This window comes from Kocuria sp. HSID17590, assembly GCF_003989485.1.
Classification (GTDB): domain Bacteria; phylum Actinomycetota; class Actinomycetes; order Actinomycetales; family Micrococcaceae; genus Kocuria; species Kocuria salsicia.
The window spans coordinates 1-17,390 of the sequence record NZ_RBMB01000004.1 but is presented as its reverse complement, the minus strand read 5'-3'; the positions used below and the strand labels follow the sequence as shown (position 1 = coordinate 17,390).

The window sequence follows — 17,390 nt, the reverse complement described above, 5'->3', positions numbered from 1 at the left end:
ACTGCCGCCATGTCCCATCACTGCGCCGTCGTCGCCCTCACCGCCACGCCGGAAGAGGAATCCACCCCCGCGATCCTGGAGCTCGTGGAGGGCACCGGTGCCACGGTGGACTCCCACAACTGGGTGCGGGTGACGGGCAGCGCCTCGGACGAGCAGGCCGCGGACGTGGAGGGCTACAACGCGCTCACGGTGCACGTGCAGACCGAGGACCTGCCCCGGCTGCGGGCCGCGTTGCGCCCCGATCCGCAGTCGCAGCTGCTGCCCGGCATCGACCTCAATGCCCTGGACGCCCACTGGATGGACCACTCGAGGCGCAAGCTCGTGGTCCTCGACGTGGACTCCACCCTGATCCGTCAGGAGGTCATCGAGCTGCTCGCGGCCCACGCCGGGCGTGAGGCGGAAGTCGCCGCCGTCACGGACCGTGCGATGCGCGGTGAGATCGACTTCGTCGAGTCCCTGCGCGATCGCGTCGCGGTGCTCGCGGGGCTGTCCGCTGACGTGGTCCGCGACGTTGCACGCAGCGTCCGGCTCTCGCCCGGTGCCCAGGTGCTCGTGCAGACGCTGCTGCGCGAGGGTCACGCCGTCGCCGCAGTGTCCGGGGGCTTCGTGCAGGTGCTCGAACCGCTCGCCGCCAAGCTGGAGCTGACCCGCTCGGCGGCCAACACCCTGGAGGTCGAGGACGGCGTGCTGACCGGCCGGGTCACCGGGCGCGTGGTCGACCGCACCGCGAAGGCGGAGCTCACCGAGCAGTGGGCGCGCGAACTGGGGGTGGACCCCGAGGACGTCATGGTCGTGGGGGACGGTGCCAACGACATCGACATGGCGCGCCTGGCGGGACTCTCGGTCGCCTACCGCGCCAAGCCAGCACTTCGAGAGGTCGCGGACACCCAGCTGAACATCCCCAACCTGGACGCCCTGCGCTTCTTCATGGACCTCTGAGCTCCGCCCCCCTGCCGGGACCAGAGGCGCGCCGCCACGGGTGCGGCGCCGTCGTCCCCGCGTCACCGCGCGCCGGACGAGAGCGCCTCAGACCCGAGCGCCGCAGACCCGAGTGCTTCAGATCAGCGTGCTCCCGTCCAGAGACCTATGGACGGACCGCGGTGCGCCCAAGCGAAGGTGCGAGGGACCGTGGTGCGCCGGACCGCGAACCGACGGGCCGTGGGCACTAGAGTTGCCGTCATGAGTTCAGTTCTGGAATTGGTGGACGTCACGGTGGTCCGCGGTGAGAAGACCCTGCTGGACGCGGTGAACTGGACCGTGCGCGACGGCGAGCGCTGGGTCATCCTGGGCCCCAACGGGGCGGGCAAGTCCACGCTGCTGTCGATCGCGGCGGCCAGGTTGCACCCCACCAGCGGCATGGTAGACATCCTCGACGAGATCCTCGGCGCGGTGGACGTGTTCGAGCTTCGCCCGCGCATCGGCGTGAGCTCCGCCCCGCTGGCGGGGCAGATCCCGCACGCGGAGACCGTGGCGAACGTGGTGCTGACCGCCGCCTACGGCGTGACCGGGCGGTGGCGCGAGGAGTACGACGAAGCCGACGCGGCGCGCAGCGAGGAGCTGCTGCGGGCGTGGGGGCTCGAGGAGCTGCACGACCGCCGCTACGGGACGCTTTCGGACGGTGAGCGCAAGCGGGTGCTGATCGCCCGTGCGCTGATGACGGACCCGGAGCTGCTGCTGCTGGACGAGCCGGCCGCCGGGCTGGACGTGGGCGGGCGCGAGAAGCTCGTGCAGCGTCTGGACGAGCTCGCGCGCGACGAGGCCGCGCCGGCCATGGTGATGGTCACGCACCATCTGGAGGAGGTCCCGGACGGCTTCTCGCACGCGCTGCTGCTGCGTGACGGGAAGATCGTGGCGGCGGGCCCCGTGGGGAAGGTCATGACGCAGAAGAACCTCTCCGAGACGTTCGGCATGCCGCTCAAGCTGGTGCGCGTGGCGGACCGCTACGCCGCGTTCGCGCGCTGAGCGCCGCCGTGCTGGCACTTTCCACCGCGGTGGTTCCCGCGGAGGTCTTCGGCTCCGGCAGCGCCATGGGCTTCGAGTGGTGGCAGGTCGCGCTCATCCTCGTGGCGGGTCTGTGGGCCGGGACGATCAACACGATCGTGGGCTCCGGGACGCTCGTGACGTTCCCCGTGCTGGTGACGCTCGGCGTGCCGCCGGTGACGGCGTCCATGTCCAACGCGATGGGTCTGATCGCGGGCAACCTCACGGGCGCGTGGAGCTACCGCAGCGAGCTCGGCGGGCTGAAGAAGACACTGCTGAAGCTGCTGCCGTGCTCCGTGGTGGGCGGGGTGATCGGCGCGTACCTGCTGCTGCACCTGCCCGAGGAGGTCTTCGGGGTCGTCGCACCCTTCCTGATCGTGGTGGCGCTGCTGTTCGTGGTCTTCCAGCCGAAGCTGCAGGCCAAGGTCAGGGCCCGGAAGGAACGGGAGGCGCAGGTCGCCGCCGCACCGGGTGGCGACGCCGCTGTCCCCGCCTCCGCGGGCACCACAGGTGCCGCGGCGCGGGGGACGGGGGGAGCGACGTCGTCGGCAACTCCGAGCACGGCCTCGCCCGGGGCCGCTGCCGTGGACGGCTCCCAGCAGCCGGCCATCCTCTACGTGCTCGTGTTCCTGGCCGGGATCTACGGCGGGTACTTCGTGGCCGCGCAGGGTGTGCTGCTCGTGGGCGTGCTCGGAGTGTTTCTGCTGGCCCCGCTGCAGTCCGCGAACGCCGTGAAGAACGCGCTCGTGGCGGCCGTGAACATCGTGGCCGCCCTGTCCTACGTGCTCTTCGCGTTCGACCGCATCAACTGGTGGGTGGTGCTGTTCATCGCCCTGAGCTCCACCCTGGGCTCGTGGCTCGGTGCGAAGATCGGCAAGAAGATGTCCCCGGTGGCGCTGCGCACGGTGATTGTGATCCTCGGTCTCGTGGCCCTGGCGAACATGGTCTCCAAGCTCTTCTGAGCGCCCCGCCCCGTCGCCGCTGCCCTGCACACCGCCTTCTGACCGAGCGCCTCGCACCCGCGTCGAGACCCGCACGTCCCCGACCCACCACCGATCCAGGATTCCCGTGACCTCTCCCGCACCACTGTCCGAGCGCATCGTCCGCCTCTCGGACCCCGCCGATCCCCGCGTGGCCGACTACACCGGCCTCACGGACGTCTCCCTGCGCCGCAAGCTCGAACCGGAGCGCGGGCTCTACCTCGCGGAGTCCTCCAAGGTGCTGCGCCGCGCGCTGGACGCCGGGCACCAGCCCCGGTCCTTCTTCATGGCGGAGAAGTGGCTGGACGGTCTCACGGACGTGCTGGAGCGCTACGACGTGCCGGTGTACGTGGGCCCGGACGAGGTCCTCGAGGGGATCACCGGCTTCCACCTGCACCGCGGGGCCATGGCCGCGATGCACCGCCCCGAGCCGCTGGACCTGGCGGACGTGCTCGCGCGCTCCCGCCGCGTGGCGATCCTGGAGGACATCGTGGACCACACGAACGTGGGCGCGATCTTCCGTTCTGCGGCGGCCCTGGACGTCGACGCCGTGCTGGTCACCCCGCGCTGCGCGGACCCCCTCTACCGCCGCGCGGTGCGGGTGTCCATGGGCACGGTCTTCCAGGTGCCGTGGGTGCGCCTGGAGCACTGGACCGCGGACCTGCAGCGCGTCAAGGACGCCGGGTTCCTCACGGCGGCCCTCGCGCTGTCCGACGATGCCGTCACCGTGGACGAGCTCGCCGCCGAACACCCCGAGAAGCTGGCCCTGATCCTCGGCACCGAGGGGCAGGGGCTGGGAGCAGCCACCCTGCACCACGCGGACCGGCACGTGGTGATCCCCATGAGCCACGGGGTGGACTCGCTCAACGTGGCCGCCGCGAGCGCCGTCGCCTTCTGGGAGACGCGGCCGCGATAGCTGTCCTCGACCCGGTTTCACAGGGCCCTGCGGGATAGGGTTCTGAGTCCATAGACCAGGAAGACAGTCAGGAGCACCGTGTCCGCCATCTTCAAGACCGTCCAGTGGCAGGTCGATCAGCTCATCTCTGGTGTGCAGCAGGGAACCATCAGCCTCCCGGACCTGCAGCGCCCTTTCGTGTGGCCGTCCACCAAAGTCCGTGACCTGTTCGACTCCATGTACCGCGGTTACCCGGTTGGCACGCTCATGTTCTGGGACGTGGCGGAGGAGGATTCCAGTCGGGCGATTTCCGGGGACACCAGCATGTCGGCCAGCCACCAGATCGTGGATGGCCAGCAGCGCCTGACGAGTCTCTACGCGGCCATGAAGGGCCTTCAGGTACAGGACGACAGCTACCGCAGGAAGTCGATCACCATTTCCTTTCATCCCTTCACCGAACGTTTTGAAGTGGCCACGGCCGCCACGATGCGATCGCCGGAGTGGATCCACGACGTCTCCACCGTCTTCCGATCTCCGTACGACGCACGAGAGGACTTCCTGGAGGGACTGGAAGATGCGGGACGTGACCTGTCCAAGGACCAGAAGCGACGAGTGTCAGAGGTTTTTGGTCGGCTCGACGGGTTGCGGCAGTACCAGTTCGAGGTGGTGCACATCCAGAAGGACGTGGACAAGCGACTGGTGGCAGACATCTTCGTGCGCATCAACTCAGAGGGTGTGAACCTGAAGTCGTACGACTACATCCTCACGTGGTTGAGCGTGTTCTGGCCCCAGGGCCGCGACGAGATCGAAGACTTCGCGCGAGGCTCTCGGATGTCACCCGAGCGAGCTTCAGAACTTGCGGGGCGTCGCATCGGCTGGACCCCCAAGAACCCGTACATGGAGATCGGCACCGGCCATGTGGTGCGAGCCATGGTGGCCGTCGGCCAGAACCGTGCGAAGCTGCTGGATGCATACGCAAATCTGCAGGCAAAGGACCGGACGACAGGCCAGGTGGACGGTGCCAAGCAGGAGCGGGAGCTGGAGAAGCTTCGACAGGCCCTCCCCATCGTCACCGACCGGGTGAACTGGACGGAGTTCATCCGGTCCATCCAGGTGGCAGGTTTTCGCTCCCGCTCAGGCATCACCTCCACGATGAACCTCGTGGCGAGCTACGTGATCTTTTTGATCGGGAGAACGCGCCACCGCACGGAACTCACCCGCCTGCGAACGCTGGTGGGCCGGTGGTTCTTCATGTCCCAGCTGACAGGACGGTACACGGGTTCCAGCGAGTCCCAGATCCAGAAGGACCTGGACATGTTCGCAACCCTTGAGGACGGAGATGCAGAAGGCTTTGCTCGTCTCGTCGACCACACGATAGAGATCACTCTCACCAATGACTTCTGGGAGTTCAATGCTCCGCAGCTGCTCGTGTCCTCCAGCTACAAACTTTCTCCCGTGTACCAGTGCTACCTGGCAGCTTTGAACCTGCTGGACGCCGACATGTTCATGATCCCCATGAAGGTGCGGGATTGGATGGATCCGTCGCTGCCCAGCGTCAAGGGCCTCGAAGGACACCACCTCGTCCCACGGCACTACCAGGAGGCAGTCCTCGGGACCAAGGACACCAAGCGCATCAACCAGGTGGCGAACTTTGCTCCGACCGACTGGCACACCAACCAGCAGATTTCGGACAGGGCGCCCTCCGAGTACTGGCCAGAGCTCGTCCGGGCTCGGGGCGGCGATACCGATTGGCTGGAGCGGCAGTGCTACTGGCACGCGCTGCCCCGTGACTGGCACACCATGACCTACGACGAGTTCCTCGTGGAGCGCCGGAAACGCATTGCCGGCGTCACTCGAGACGCGTTCGAAAAGCTGGGGAGTGTGGCTCAGGACGTGGGGGAAGCCCCCATCGACGTGGCGGGGGAGTTCGTCGCGGAGACAGACAGCGGCGAGAAGACACTCGCGGAGCTGTTCCACGAGGGCTACCTGCTTGCGGGGGATCAGCTGGATCCGGTCGATCCCGACTGGGTCGTCGACGCGGTGGTCACCGCAGATGGCACCGTGCAGATCGACGGTGTTCACGAATTCGACTCTCTGGATGCGGCCGCACGTTTCCTGGACGTGACGAACGTGAGCGGGTTCGAGTTCTGGGCACTGGAACAGGACAGCGGTCTGGCGCCCATGAACGAGGTCCTCGCGGCAGACCCGCGCACTGTCTGAGTCCTGGCGGCTGGTCCAGACGCCACTTGCTCTTCCCCAGGCAGAACGGCGGTCGGCCCCCCGGAAAGGGGACCGCCCGCCGTCGTCGTGCGAGTGGGGGAACTCAGCGCGTGGTCCACACCCCGCGCTTGGAGGTCCAGTGGGCGGTGACGCCGTGGGAGAACTGCTGGCGCACCTCCCCGTTGCTCGTGTACTCGTCCGTGGTGGGCCAGCCCCAGCCGCGCTCCAGGCCGGCGCGCTTCCAGGCGCCGCCGATCGCGCCGGTCTCCTTCACCGCGTGCGCGCCGGACGAGGCGCTCCACAGGGTCTTGGTCACCGAGCTGCCGTTGCGGTACAGCTGGTAGGAGCCGCCGTTGACACGCGCCTCGCCGGAGGCGGGGAAGCCGTAGCCCCGCTCACGACCCGCGGCGATGAACTTCTTGCCGATCAGCGTGGCGTTCTCCACGATGTTCGCACCCGTGGCGCTGGACCAGTAGATGGTGATCTTGCGGCCGTTCTTCACGAACTCCTGGTAGCGGCCGCCGTTGGCGGCGTTGGCCTCGTTCGTGACCGGGTTGCCCCACTTCGCGGCACCGCCGGTGGAGCGCCACTTGGCGCCGATGCCGCCCGTGGCCGTGTAGGAGGCCTGGGCCTGACCCGTGGAAGCCACGGTACGCACCGCGGCCGAGGGGTTGAGGTTCAGCGACCCGAGCCGTCCGCTCGCGGTGGACTTCAGGATCTGCTCCACGCGGGCCGGGGTGATGGCCGGGTCACGCTGCTTCATCATGGCCACGGTGCCGGAGACCAGCGGGGTGGCCATCGAGGTGCCGTAGAGGTTGCCGTAGGTGGCGGCTCCGGGAGTGGTCGTGCCGCCGTTGACGGTCGAGAGCATGGGGAACTGGGCGGTGCCGCCCGGGGCGAGGACGTCCACCACGGCACCGGTGTTCGAGTAGCTCGCGGTGTTTCCGGCGTTGTCCGACGCGCCGACCACAATGGTGTTCGCGCAGTTCGCGGGTGCGGTGCCGCCCGCGTTGACGGCGCTGTTGCCCGCGGCCACCACCACCGGGACGCGGCGGTTCACCGCGGAGTTGATCGCGTTCTGCATGGTGGCGCCGCACTCGCCCGGGTAGTTCAGGGACATGTTGATCACGGAGGCGGGGTTCTTGTTCGCGGGCTGCTTCGCCACGGCGGCGCCGGCGGACCAGGTGACGGCGTCCGCGATGTCCGAGACCCAGCCGTTGGTGCACTTGCCGAGCACACGCACCGGCAGGATCTTGGCGCCGGGGGCCGCCCCCGAGATGCCTGCCCCGTTGTTGGTCACGCCCGCGGCGAGACCGGCCACGTGCGTGCCGTGCCAGGACGAGGGCCGGGCCGCGGCGGAGCACTCTCCGGCCGCGCTCCAGTCGCCCTGGTCCTGCGGGTTGGCGTCCCGCAGGTCGCCGTCGCGGGAGAGTGCGGTGTCGTTGATGAAGTCACGGCCCGGCAGCACCTTCGAGTTGAGCTCCGGGTGCGAGGTGATTCCGGTGTCCAGCACCGCGATGGTCTGGCCGTTGCCGCGGGAGACGTCCCACGCACCGGGGAAGTTCACGCCGCCCTGGGCCGGCAGCAGGGTCCACTGGTAGGGCGTGTAGACGTCGCTGGGCATCCAGGAGGAGGAGGCGAGGCGGTCCGCCTCCGCATACTCCACGGCCGGGTCCGCCTGGATCTCGGCCACGAGCTTCTTCTGCTCGGCCTCGTCCAGCTCGCGGTCCAGCTCGAGCACGTCGGCCTGCGCGGCCGTGGACTTCACCTTCTCGCTGACCTCCGGCGCCTTCGTCTCGCTCAGCGCATTCTCGGCGGCCTCTTCGACCACCTTCTCCTTGGTGGTCTCCGCGGCCGCGGGATCGTGGAACTTCACGATCACGCGGTCGGACTCGGTGGGCGGGTCGTTCGGCACGGTGCTCGCGGGGGAGTCCGGGCCGCTCTCGGGCGCGGCCACGGCTGGCTGCGCGGAGAACGCCAGTGCGGCGGTCACCGCGATCGGCAGCACGGACCGGCGCAGCACGCTGCTGAGGGACGACGACGCCGCGGCGGCCGGGGCGCCCGCGGTCGCCGCGGCGTCGTGGTCGCCACGGGAGGAGTCGTCCGCGAGACCGGCGCGGCGGGAGCTGTGGCGCGCTGCGGGCATGGTGCAGCAGCGGGAGAAGAGTGTCTTCATCGGTGGGGGAGACCTTTCGCTGGCCGCGACGCAGGGAAGGGGGGACCGTCGGGGCCTGAGGGGGATTGAGCCGTGCACAATCCTATGCAAAAGATCACAGTTTGGTGACGGACACGCCGAAGGTGACGTGACGTGTCCACCGCCGGGGCCAGCCACGGCCCTGGGCCCGGGTGGGTGGGGTCTCGTCCGTCGGAGCCGTGGATCAGCGCAAACCGGCAACGCCCCGGAACGACGAACGCCCGGCGCCACCGTGCGGTGGGCCGGGCGTCCGGAGGGAGCGAGTCCGACTTACTTGGAGGACTTCCCGAAGTTCGCGAAGCGCTGGTTGAAGCGCTCCACGCGACCGGCGGAGTCCATGATGCGCTGCTTGCCCGTGTAGAACGGGTGGGACTCGGAGGAGATCTCGACCTCGATGATCGGGTACTCGTTGCCGTCCTCCCACGTCTCCGTCTTGGAGGAGGTGGCGGTGGAACGAGTCAGCACGACCTTGCCGGAGGCGAGGTCGCGGAAGAGGACCGGGTGGTAGTCCGGGTGGATGTCAGCCTTCATGGTGTCAACCTTCTGTAGGTGCCTGGATTTTGCCAGGCACGGCGTTGCTCGGATGCGGTGCGCACGGAAGTGGGCACCAACGCAACAGTATACGCCCGAGCGGGCGAGCGGGCGCGCCGTGGTCGTCGCCCACAGAGCGTGCCCACCGCACGACGGCGACCTGCCCGCGGCGAACCGTGACGGCGGCCATGTCGTGGCACGGTGCAGGCGCCTACGATCGTGGCGGAGACGAACACGAGGGAAGGGTGGTCCATGAGCACGTCACACGCGCACGGAGAGTACAAGGTCCCGGGCGGGAAACTGGTGGTCGCGGACTTCGAGGTCCAGGACGGACGGCTCGCCCAGGTCTCGATCAACGGGGACTTCTTCCTGGAGCCGGACGAGGCCCTCGCGGACATCAACGCGGCACTGACCGGTTTGCCGGAGGACACCCCTCCCCAGGAGATGGTGGAGCGCATCGAGGCAGCGTTGCCCGGCAACGCGGTGCTGTTCGGCTTCGACGCGCGCGCCGTGGTGATCGCCGTGCGGCGTGCGCTGGCACGGGCCACGAGCTGGGCGGACCACGAGTGGGAGGTGATCCCCGCACTCGTGCGCCCCACCCTGGAGAACCTGGCCCTGGACGAGGTGCTCGCCCGGGAGGTGGGTGCGGGACGGCGCAATCCCACGCTGCGCTTCTGGGACTGGGACGAGCCGGCCGTGGTGATCGGCTCGTTCCAGTCGGTGGCCAACGAGGTGGACCCGGAGGCCGCGCAGCGCCACGGCGTGCAGGTGGTGCGCCGGGTCTCCGGGGGAGGGGCCATGTTCATGGAGGCCGGCAACTGCATCACCTACTCCCTCTACCTCCCGCAGACCCTGGTGGACGGGCTGAGCTTCGCGGACTCCTACCCGTTCCTGGACGCCTGGGTCATGCAGGCGTTCAAGGACATGGGGGTGGAGGCGTTCTACGTGCCGCTGAACGACATCGCCACCCCGCAGGGCAAGATCGGCGGGGCCGCCCAGAAGCGCTTCGCCAACGGCGGGATGGTCCACCACGTGACCATGAGCTACGACATCGACGCCGAGAAGATGACGGACGTGCTGCGCGTGGGCAAGGAGAAGCTCTCGGACAAGGGCATCCGCTCCGCGAAGAAGCGGGTGGACCCGCTGCGCCGCCAGACGGGCATGGCGCGCGAGGACGTGATCGCCGCTCTCTCCCGCACTTTCACCGACCGCTACGCGGCGGGGGTTGGTAAGGTCTCAGACAGCGAGCTCGCCGCGGCCAGGGAGTTGATCGAGCACAAGTTCGGCACCGAGGAGTGGATTCACCGGGTGCCGTAATAGTATGTGCGAACGCAATCACCACCGCGTCCGGTCCACCCGGCCCCGGAATGCCGTCCGCATCCCGGGGCCGGGGGAGCGGATGAGCGTCGTGTGATGATGACCCCCCAGCCCCGGAGTGCCACGTGTCCCAGCCCCAGTACGAGTCAGACGCCCACGAGCCCCGCCCGGTGAAGAAGAAGCACACCGGGCGCAACATCATCCTGGTCCTGCTGTCCCTGGTGGTGGTCCTGGCCGTGGCCGCGGGCCTGTTCGTGTGGAACCTGGGCCGCAACTTCGACAACGGGGCGGCCAGCCTGGGGAACGCGTTCCCGGACGAGTCCTCCCGGCCCGCGAAGGGCTCCGCGGAGGACAGCGGCACCACCGTGCTGCTGCTCGGCTCGGACAAGCGCCCCGAGGGCGTGGACAAGGACGTCACCGGGTCCCGCGCGGACTCGATCATGCTGCTGCACATCCCCGAGGACGGCGGACAGATGTACGTCATGTCCATCATGCGCGACACCTGGGTGGACATCCCGGGCGTGGGCGAGTCCAAGATCAACGCGGCACTGGACCAGGGCGGGATGCCCCTGATGGTCCAGACGCTGGAGGAGAACTTCGACACCCGCATCGACGAGGTGGCCATGGTGGACTTCGCCGGGTTCGAGGGTCTCACCGACGCCCTCGGCGGGGTGACGGTCAACGTGCCCGAGACGTTCACCGCCCAGGGCGGGCAGCACTTCGAGGCCGGCCCCCAGGAGATGAACGGCGAGCAGGCGCTTGCGTTCGTGCGGGAGCGCTACGCGTTCTCCGACGGCGACTACCAGCGCGTGCGCAACCAGCGGGCCTACCTGCAGGCCATGATGAACAAGCTGCTGAGCACGGGCACCGTCTCCAACCCCGTGAAGCTCAACGAGGTGGTCAAGCAGATCTCCCCGTACCTGACCGTGAGCGACGGGTTGACCTCCACGTGGATCGCCCAGCGCGCGCCCCAACTGGTGGGTCTGAGTAGCAGCGACATCCACATGTTCACCGTGCCCAACAAGGGCGTGGGAACATCCGCGGACGGCCAGTCGATCATCGTCGCCGACGAGGACGCCATGAAGGCGATCGGCAAGGCCATCTCGAACGGCACCCTGGACAGCTACGTTCAGTCGCTGGACCAGCAGGGCCAGTGACCTCCGGCGCCCGGGCGGGACGTTCCGCCCGGGCGCCGTTGCAGGTGCGGGACCCGGCGCTGTCCGTCCCCGCAACGCAGACCCCTGCCGACGGCCCCGCCCTCCCCACGAGGCCGTCACACCGGCACTTTCCCCCACCGCCCGGCAGCTCCTTCCCCTCCCCGCCGGCTCGTGACCGTGACGCGAGAGAGACATGACCCCCACCTCACCCCCCACAGGCACCGAGGCCGCAAGTTCCCAGCCGCCCCTTCGACTGCCGCTGCTCGCCAGCTCGTACTGGCCCGAGCACTCACCGCCGCAGCGCCGGTGGTACTCCCTGGTGAGCCATCTGCGCGAGCGCGCCTGGAGTGTGTCCGTGGTGTGCCCGGTGGCCCACTACGGTCCGGGTCCGGACTACTCCGAGACCACGCGGGGCCGTGCGTGGCGGCGTCAGACCGGATTCGTGGGGGAGCAGATCCACCGTGTTCCGTTCCTGTTCGTGGGTGACCACCGGACGGGCAAGCTGCTGGACCAGCTCGTGAGCGCGGCGGCCTCGGCGGTGCGGGGGTGCCTCACGGGGCGGCAGGACGTGGTGGTGGTGACGGCCCCGTCATTGCCGCTGCTCGCCTCCGCCCTGGTGGTGGCGCGGGTCAAGGGCGTCCCCCTCGTGGTGGAGATGCGCGATGCGTGGCCGAACCTGGCCGAGGACGCCTCCGTGGTCCGCGGGGGATCGCGCTCGCTCGTGAACAGGGCGGTGGTCTCGGTGCAGAACAGGGCCGACCTCGTGGTCACGGTGACCCAGGGCTTCGCCCAGACATTGCGCGAGCGCGGTGTGCGCAACGTGGTCACGGTGCGCAACGGGATCCTGCTGGAGCGCACCCCGCAGCTTCCCCCACCACCGGTCGAGCGGGACGTGCTGCGCGTGCTCTACCTGGGCAACCACGGGGAGTCCCAGTCCCTGGACCGGCTGGTACGTGCCGCCCACCTCGCCGGGGACGCGGTGGAACTCACCCTCGTGGGCCAGGGCAGCCAGAAGCCCGCGCTGAAAGAGCTCGCCCGTGAGCTCGGTGTGAACGTGCGGTTCCTGCCGCCGGAGTACCGCGAGCTGGTCTTCGCCCGCTACCAGGCCACCGACTCGATCGTGATCTGTCTGCGCGACGACTGGAAGTCCTTCGAGGACACCATCCCCTCCAAGACCTACGAGGTGCTCGCCGTGGGGCGCCACATCACGGCCGTGGTGCGTGGAGAGGCCGCCCACGTGCTCGCGGAGGCGGGGGAGGGAGACATCGTGGGCTCCGACCCCAAGGAGATCGCGGCACTGTGGCTTGCGCTCGCGGCGGACCGGTCCCGTCTGCTGACCCACGGCTCCGGGCGGGAGTGGGTGCGTCACAACGCGGACTACGCAGATCTCGCCGTGCACTACGACCAGCACCTGCGGGACACGGTGCGCGAGCACTCACGTGCGTGCGGTGCGGGGTTGCTCCCGCGCGCCGCACGGCTGGTGCACTCGCTCCGTCGCTCGCTTCGAGCTCCGTCCCCCGCCTCAGCGTGGACGGGACGGGCAGGCGCATCCCCGTCAGCCGGTCCCCGTGGCCGGGTTCCACCGTGCCTCGGAGCGCACGGCGGGAGGGGCCGGCGCGTGAGCCTCGAGCGCACCGGGAGGTGCCTGGAGCTCGCGGCCAACGCGTGGCTCACGACGGGCACCGTGGCCCGTCACGTCACCGACGACCCGGTGGTGTTCTGGTTGCAGGTATCCCGCCGTCTGCCCCGCCGATGGGTCACCCCCGCGGCACGGTGCCTGCGCCACGCCCCGGGCGCCACGCCGCGGGCCACCGCGCTGCACGTGCTGGGCCACGACGACGCCGCACGCACCGTCCTCGCCGAGGCGTCGTCGGGCGCGCGGGGGACCCGGCGCGGTGCGGAGGTGGCCCTCGCCCTGGGGGACACAGACCTCGCTGCACGGCTGCTCGACTCCGTGCCCGAGGGAACCCCGGGGACTGCGGCAACCCGCGCCCGCCTGGCCTGGCACCGCGGCGAGGTGGACCACGCCGTCGCGCTGCTGGACGCGGCCCGCTCAGGGGGGACCGCTACCCGCGGCGAGCGCTCCCTGCGCTGCCGGCTCGCCGCGGAACGCGACCTGCTCGGCGACTTCCTACCGCGCCTCGACCCCGTCACCGGCTACACCCCGCGCGAGCAGACCGTGCTCTACGCGGTGACCAACTCGCTGCCCCACACCGCGAGCGGCTACGCGCAGCGCTCCCACTCGTACCTCACCGCTCTGCAGGAGGAGGGATGGCACGTGCACGCGGTGACCCGCCCCGGCTACCCCGTGCAGGTGGGCAAGATCCTCGCCCGCCACACCGACGTGGTGGACGGCATCCCGTACCACCGCATCCTCCCCGCTGGACTCGCCAGCACCGCCACGGGACGCGTCCAGCAGCACGCGGACGCCCTGCTCGCACTCGCCCTCGAGCTGCGCCCCGCCGTGCTGCACACCACCAGCCACTACGTCAACGCGCTCGCTGTGGCCGCCGTGGCGCGGACGCTCGGCATCCCGTGGGTCTACGAGGTCCGCGGCCTGCTCGCGGACACCTGGGCCGCCACCCGCGGCGAACAGGCCGTGTCCTCCCCGTACTACGAGCGCTTCCAGCGCCGGGAGGCCTGGGCAGCCACGTCCGCCGACCGCACGGTGACACTCGGCACCGCCATGGCCGGACGCCTCATCGACCTCGCCGCCGATTACGCCACGGACGACGCCGTCGACACCCCCCGCGGGCGCAGAACCGCCGCGCACGGCGTTGCCGGGACGCCCCTGCGCGTGGACCTCGCTCCCAACGCCGTGGGCGGCGCCCTCCTGGACGCCCCGAGCCGCGACACCGCCCGCGTCACGCTCGGGCTGCCCGCCGACCGCTTCCTCGTGGGCACCGTGACCTCGGTGGTCGACTACGAGGGCATCGACGACCTCCTCGGCGCCGCAGCCCTGCTCCGATCCCGCATCCCCCAGCTCCGAGTGCTGGTCGTGGGAGACGGCGTGGCCCGACCCGCCCTCGAGCACCTCGCCCATGACCTCGGCATCGAGGACATCGTCACCTTCACCGGCCGAGTTCCCCGCGAGCAGGCCGCCACGTGGACGGCCGCCCTCGACACCTTCGTCATCCCCCGCAAGGACCGCTCCGTGACTCGAGCCGTGACCCCCCTGAAACCCGTCGAGGCCATGGCTGCAGGAACCCCCGTGATCGCCAGCGACCTTCCCGCCCTGCGTGAGACCGTCCGCGACGGCGAGACCGGTCTGCTCACCCCGCCCGAGGATCCAGACGCGCTCGCGAACACGATCGCGCGTCTCGCCCGTGATCCGGGGGAGGCCGCAGACCTGGCCCTGACCGCACGTGCATGGGTTCGTGAACACCGCACGTGGGCCGCAATCGCCCAGCAAGCCTCCACACGGTACTGTGAATTGACTGGAGACATCCCCACAACAGCCCACGAACCGCAGGAGACCGACGCATGAGCACCACTGCCGACCAGGTCCCTGGCCCCGGCACGGCCGAGGGACCCGGTGCGGGTGACGGGTCCACCGGGGCCGCTCCGGCCACACGCGTGGAGCACTTCGACCCCGCTGCGATGAACGCGGTGGGTGCCCGGCCGCCCCTGCGCGAGTACGTCCGCGAGCTGTGGGGCTCGCGGCACTTCATTGCGTACGACGCTCGCGTGCGGCTCGCGGTGAGCCAGGACCACACGTTCCTGGGCAAGGCGTGGATCGTGCTGAACCCCGTGCTGCTGGGACTCACGTTCTACGTGATCTTCGGGCTGCTGCTGCACACGGGCCGGGGCATCGAGAACTTCGTGGCGTTCATCGTGCTCGGGCTGACCATGTTCATGTACAGCTCCCGTTCGGTCGTGTCCGTCTCGCGCTCCATTGCGTCCGGGAAGGCGCTGGTGCGCGGGTTCATGTTTCCCCGCGCGGCCCTGACGCTGTCCATCGTGATGCGGGACGCCCTCACCCAGGCGTATGCCCTCGGGACGATTCTCGTGTTCCTGCTGATCGTGCCGCCGCTGGAGCCCATCTCCTGGAAGTGGCTGCTGCTGATCCCCGTGTTCGCGCTGCAGACCGTCTTCAACTGGGGCTTCGGCATGCTGCTGGCCCCGGCGGTGCACAAGATCCCGGACCTCGCGAACATGCTCTCGTTCCTGATGCGGCTGTGGATGTACTCCTCCGGGATCTTCTACGACCCCTCCCGGTTCGTGAGCGACGAGCGGATCCTGGCCCTGTTCCACTTCAACCCGCTCTACCAGGTGCTCGCGATGAGCCGGGATCTCGTGCTTCGTGCGCAGCTGCCCGCGTGGTCCTCGTGGGGCGTGCTGAGCTGCGCCTCCCTGCTCGTGTTCGTCGTCGGCTTCCTGGCGTTCTGGCGCAACGAGGAGAGCTATGCGGACGAACGCTGAGGACGGCCCCGTGGAGGACTTCAGGGACGACGGGGCACTGGGCTCACTCTTCGGCGCAGACGGAGACCTCTCCTTCCTCGACGAGAAGGAGCGGGGTGCAGCAACGGGACCCGCCGTGGTGATCGACCATGTGAGCATGGTCTACAACGTGACCTCCACGGGCGGGGGAGACGAGGTGGCCGTCCCAGCACCTGTGCGCTGGGCTCGCAAGGCCCTGGGGCGCCCGCCGGTGGTGCGCAACCGGGCCGTCAACGACCTCACGCTCGCCATGCACCAGGGCGAGTTCGTCGGCTTCATCGGACGCAACGGGTCCGGGAAGTCCACCCTGATGAACATCGTGGCCGGTCAGATGAACCCCACCTCCGGCCGCGTCTACGCGGTGGACACCCCCGTGAAGCTCGGCGTCAACGTCTCGCTGGTTCCCGCGCTGTCCGGGGAGAAGAACATTCGCCTGGGCTGCCTGGCCCAGGGGATGGATCCGCGTCACGTGCAGGAAATCCTCCCGGAGCTGGTGGAGATCGCTGCCCTGGGCAACGCCATCCACTGGCCCATGAAGGCGTACTCTTCCGGCATGGCCGCCCGGCTGCGCTTCGCGGTGGCCACGGCGACGGACCCGCACATCCTGATCCTGGACGAGGCGCTGTCCACCGGTGACGCCCAGTTCCGCGAGCGCGGGCAGGCCCGCATGGCGCAGATCCGCGAGCAGGCCGGCTGCGTGCTGTTCGTCTCCCACACGATGACCGAGGTGCGCGAGATGTGCAGCCGGGTGGTCTGGCTGGACCAGGGGGACCTGCTGATGGACGGGGACCCTGACGACGTCACACGAGAGTACGAGGCGTTCATGAAGCAGCTCGCGGCCGGGAACAACCTGGCCGCAGAGCGGGAGAAGGAGCGTCTGATGTCCCAGGTGGTACGCACGGAGCTGCGCGAGGTGCACGCATGAGCCCCCGCGGCAGCGACCTGCGCACGCAGCTGTGGCACCTGCGCCACGGCGGGCTCGCCCAGTGGAGGACCCACCGGCGGCGGGCGAACCTGCCCCAGGGACCCTCCGCGAGCGCCGTCGTCAGCGGCACGGAAACCGGGCAGGGGGACCGGCACGGGGCCCAGGACGCGCCGCGGGAGGTCTCCTTCGCCCCGCAGGCGTGGCCGGAACGCTCACCCGTGCGTCCGGACGTCACCGCCGCCGTCATCCTCGACGATTTCTCCCTCCGCGCGTTCCAGTACGAGTGGAACCAGGTGGAGCTCACCCGCGGGAACTGGCGCGCTGAACTCGCCGCCCAGCCCGTGGACCTGCTGTTCGTGGAGTCCGCGTGGCACGGCAACCACGACGAGTGGCAGTACCAGTTCACGGGGACCTCCGGTGTGAAGGAGTCCGTGCGGGAGCTCGTGGCGCACTGTCGTGAGCAGGGGATCCCCACCGTGTTCTGGAACAAGGAGGACCCGCCGCACTACGAGGACTTCCTGGAGTGCGCGCGCCTGTTCGACGTCGTGTTCACCACGGACGTCAACAAGGTCCCCGACTACCACAGGGACCTCGGCCACGAGCGCGTGGGCGTGCTGCCCTTGGGCTGACCCCGTTTGGTAGGTCCGGTGGTTGTGTGAGTCGTCCTGTTGCCCGGGGGTCCGGGCAGTGAGACTGGTCAGATCATGACGAACAGCAGGAAGCGTCACACCTCGGAGCAGGTCGTCCGTAA

At 69.5% G+C, this 17,390-nt stretch carries 13 protein-coding genes; 11 read left to right on the top strand and 2 right to left on the bottom strand.

From position 1 onward, the window contains the following. Window positions 1–9: 9 nt before the first annotated feature. From serB to D8M39_RS01785, 5 genes are all read left to right on the top strand, one after another. Window positions 10–939, top strand: a complete 930-nt coding sequence (gene serB, locus D8M39_RS01805) for a phosphoserine phosphatase SerB (RefSeq protein WP_055083070.1) — start codon at window positions 10–12, stop codon at window positions 937–939. Window positions 940–1,179: 240 nt separating this feature from the next. Further along, window positions 1,180–1,962, top strand: coding sequence for an ABC transporter ATP-binding protein (locus tag D8M39_RS01800; RefSeq protein ID WP_126874265.1), 783 nt, complete (start codon window positions 1,180–1,182; stop codon window positions 1,960–1,962). A gap of 65 nt (window positions 1,963–2,027) precedes the next feature. After that, entirely contained in the window at window positions 2,028–2,942 is a 915-nt protein-coding gene (locus D8M39_RS01795; RefSeq protein ID WP_055083085.1) for a sulfite exporter TauE/SafE family protein, read from the top strand. Window positions 2,943–3,048: 106 nt separating this feature from the next. Then, entirely contained in the window at window positions 3,049–3,876 is an 828-nt protein-coding gene (locus D8M39_RS01790) for an RNA methyltransferase (protein WP_055083066.1), read from the top strand. 78 nt (window positions 3,877–3,954) lie between these two features. Beyond that, window positions 3,955–6,075, top strand: a complete 2,121-nt coding sequence (locus D8M39_RS01785; protein WP_055083064.1) for a DUF262 domain-containing protein — start codon at window positions 3,955–3,957, stop codon at window positions 6,073–6,075. Window positions 6,076–6,178: 103 nt separating this feature from the next. Here the strand turns inward: D8M39_RS01785 and D8M39_RS01780 are convergent, their stop codons facing one another. Together D8M39_RS01780 and D8M39_RS01775 are read right to left on the bottom strand one after the other, a co-directional pair. Further along, on the bottom strand, window positions 6,179–8,251 hold the full coding sequence (locus D8M39_RS01780; RefSeq protein ID WP_238693909.1) for a S8 family serine peptidase: 2,073 nt from the start codon (window positions 8,249–8,251) through the stop codon (window positions 6,179–6,181). A gap of 288 nt (window positions 8,252–8,539) precedes the next feature. Next, window positions 8,540–8,800, bottom strand: coding sequence for a type B 50S ribosomal protein L31 (locus tag D8M39_RS01775; protein WP_055083062.1), 261 nt, complete (start codon window positions 8,798–8,800; stop codon window positions 8,540–8,542). Window positions 8,801–9,052: 252 nt separating this feature from the next. Here D8M39_RS01775 and D8M39_RS01770 point away from each other — a divergent pair, with 252 nt between their 5' ends. The 6 genes from D8M39_RS01770 to D8M39_RS01740 all read left to right on the top strand — a co-directional run bounded on the left by D8M39_RS01770 (window position 9,053) and on the right by D8M39_RS01740 (window position 17,268). Continuing rightward, window positions 9,053–10,117, top strand: coding sequence for a lipoate--protein ligase family protein (locus D8M39_RS01770; protein WP_083482343.1), 1,065 nt, complete (start codon window positions 9,053–9,055; stop codon window positions 10,115–10,117). Window positions 10,118–10,242: 125 nt separating this feature from the next. Then, the gene (locus D8M39_RS01765) at window positions 10,243–11,274 is read left to right on the top strand and encodes an LCP family protein (protein ID WP_126874264.1); all 1,032 of its coding nucleotides are present in this window, start codon (window positions 10,243–10,245) and stop codon (window positions 11,272–11,274) included. 193 nt (window positions 11,275–11,467) lie between these two features. Further along, window positions 11,468–14,761, top strand: a complete 3,294-nt coding sequence (locus D8M39_RS12875) for a glycosyltransferase (protein WP_238693908.1) — start codon at window positions 11,468–11,470, stop codon at window positions 14,759–14,761. Then, window positions 14,758–15,696, top strand: coding sequence for an ABC transporter permease (locus D8M39_RS01750; RefSeq protein ID WP_238693907.1), 939 nt, complete (start codon window positions 14,758–14,760; stop codon window positions 15,694–15,696). Before D8M39_RS12875 ends, D8M39_RS01750 begins: the two co-directional genes overlap by 4 nt. Then, window positions 15,680–16,639 carry an ABC transporter ATP-binding protein gene (locus D8M39_RS01745; RefSeq protein ID WP_232300292.1) on the top strand — a complete coding sequence of 320 codons (960 nt, stop codon included), beginning with the start codon at window positions 15,680–15,682 and terminating at the stop codon, window positions 16,637–16,639. Before D8M39_RS01750 ends, D8M39_RS01745 begins: the two co-directional genes overlap by 17 nt. Then, on the top strand, window positions 16,636–17,268 hold the full coding sequence (locus tag D8M39_RS01740) for a hypothetical protein (protein WP_194074927.1): 633 nt from the start codon (window positions 16,636–16,638) through the stop codon (window positions 17,266–17,268). The genes D8M39_RS01745 and D8M39_RS01740 overlap by 4 nt, the downstream gene beginning before the upstream one ends. Window positions 17,269–17,390 lie beyond the last annotated feature (122 nt).

Bases quoted from the DNA above. Each gene is read 5' to 3' on its own strand.
- serB (WP_055083070.1), top strand. From the start codon at position 10: ATGTCCCATCACTGCGCCGTCGTCGCCCTCACCGCCACGCCGGAAGAG.
- D8M39_RS01800 (WP_126874265.1), top strand. From the start codon at position 1,180: ATGAGTTCAGTTCTGGAATTGGTGGACGTCACGGTGGTCCGCGGTGAG.
- D8M39_RS01795 (WP_055083085.1), top strand. From the start codon at position 2,028: ATGGGCTTCGAGTGGTGGCAGGTCGCGCTCATCCTCGTGGCGGGTCTG.
- D8M39_RS01780 (WP_238693909.1), bottom strand. From the start codon at position 8,251: ATGAAGACACTCTTCTCCCGCTGCTGCACCATGCCCGCAGCGCGCCAC.
- D8M39_RS01775 (WP_055083062.1), bottom strand. From the start codon at position 8,800: ATGAAGGCTGACATCCACCCGGACTACCACCCGGTCCTCTTCCGCGAC.
- D8M39_RS01770 (WP_083482343.1), top strand. From the start codon at position 9,053: ATGAGCACGTCACACGCGCACGGAGAGTACAAGGTCCCGGGCGGGAAA.
- D8M39_RS12875 (WP_238693908.1), top strand. From the start codon at position 11,468: ATGACCCCCACCTCACCCCCCACAGGCACCGAGGCCGCAAGTTCCCAG.
- D8M39_RS01750 (WP_238693907.1), top strand. From the start codon at position 14,758: ATGAGCACCACTGCCGACCAGGTCCCTGGCCCCGGCACGGCCGAGGGA.
- D8M39_RS01745 (WP_232300292.1), top strand. From the start codon at position 15,680: ATGCGGACGAACGCTGAGGACGGCCCCGTGGAGGACTTCAGGGACGAC.
- D8M39_RS01740 (WP_194074927.1), top strand. From the start codon at position 16,636: ATGAGCCCCCGCGGCAGCGACCTGCGCACGCAGCTGTGGCACCTGCGC.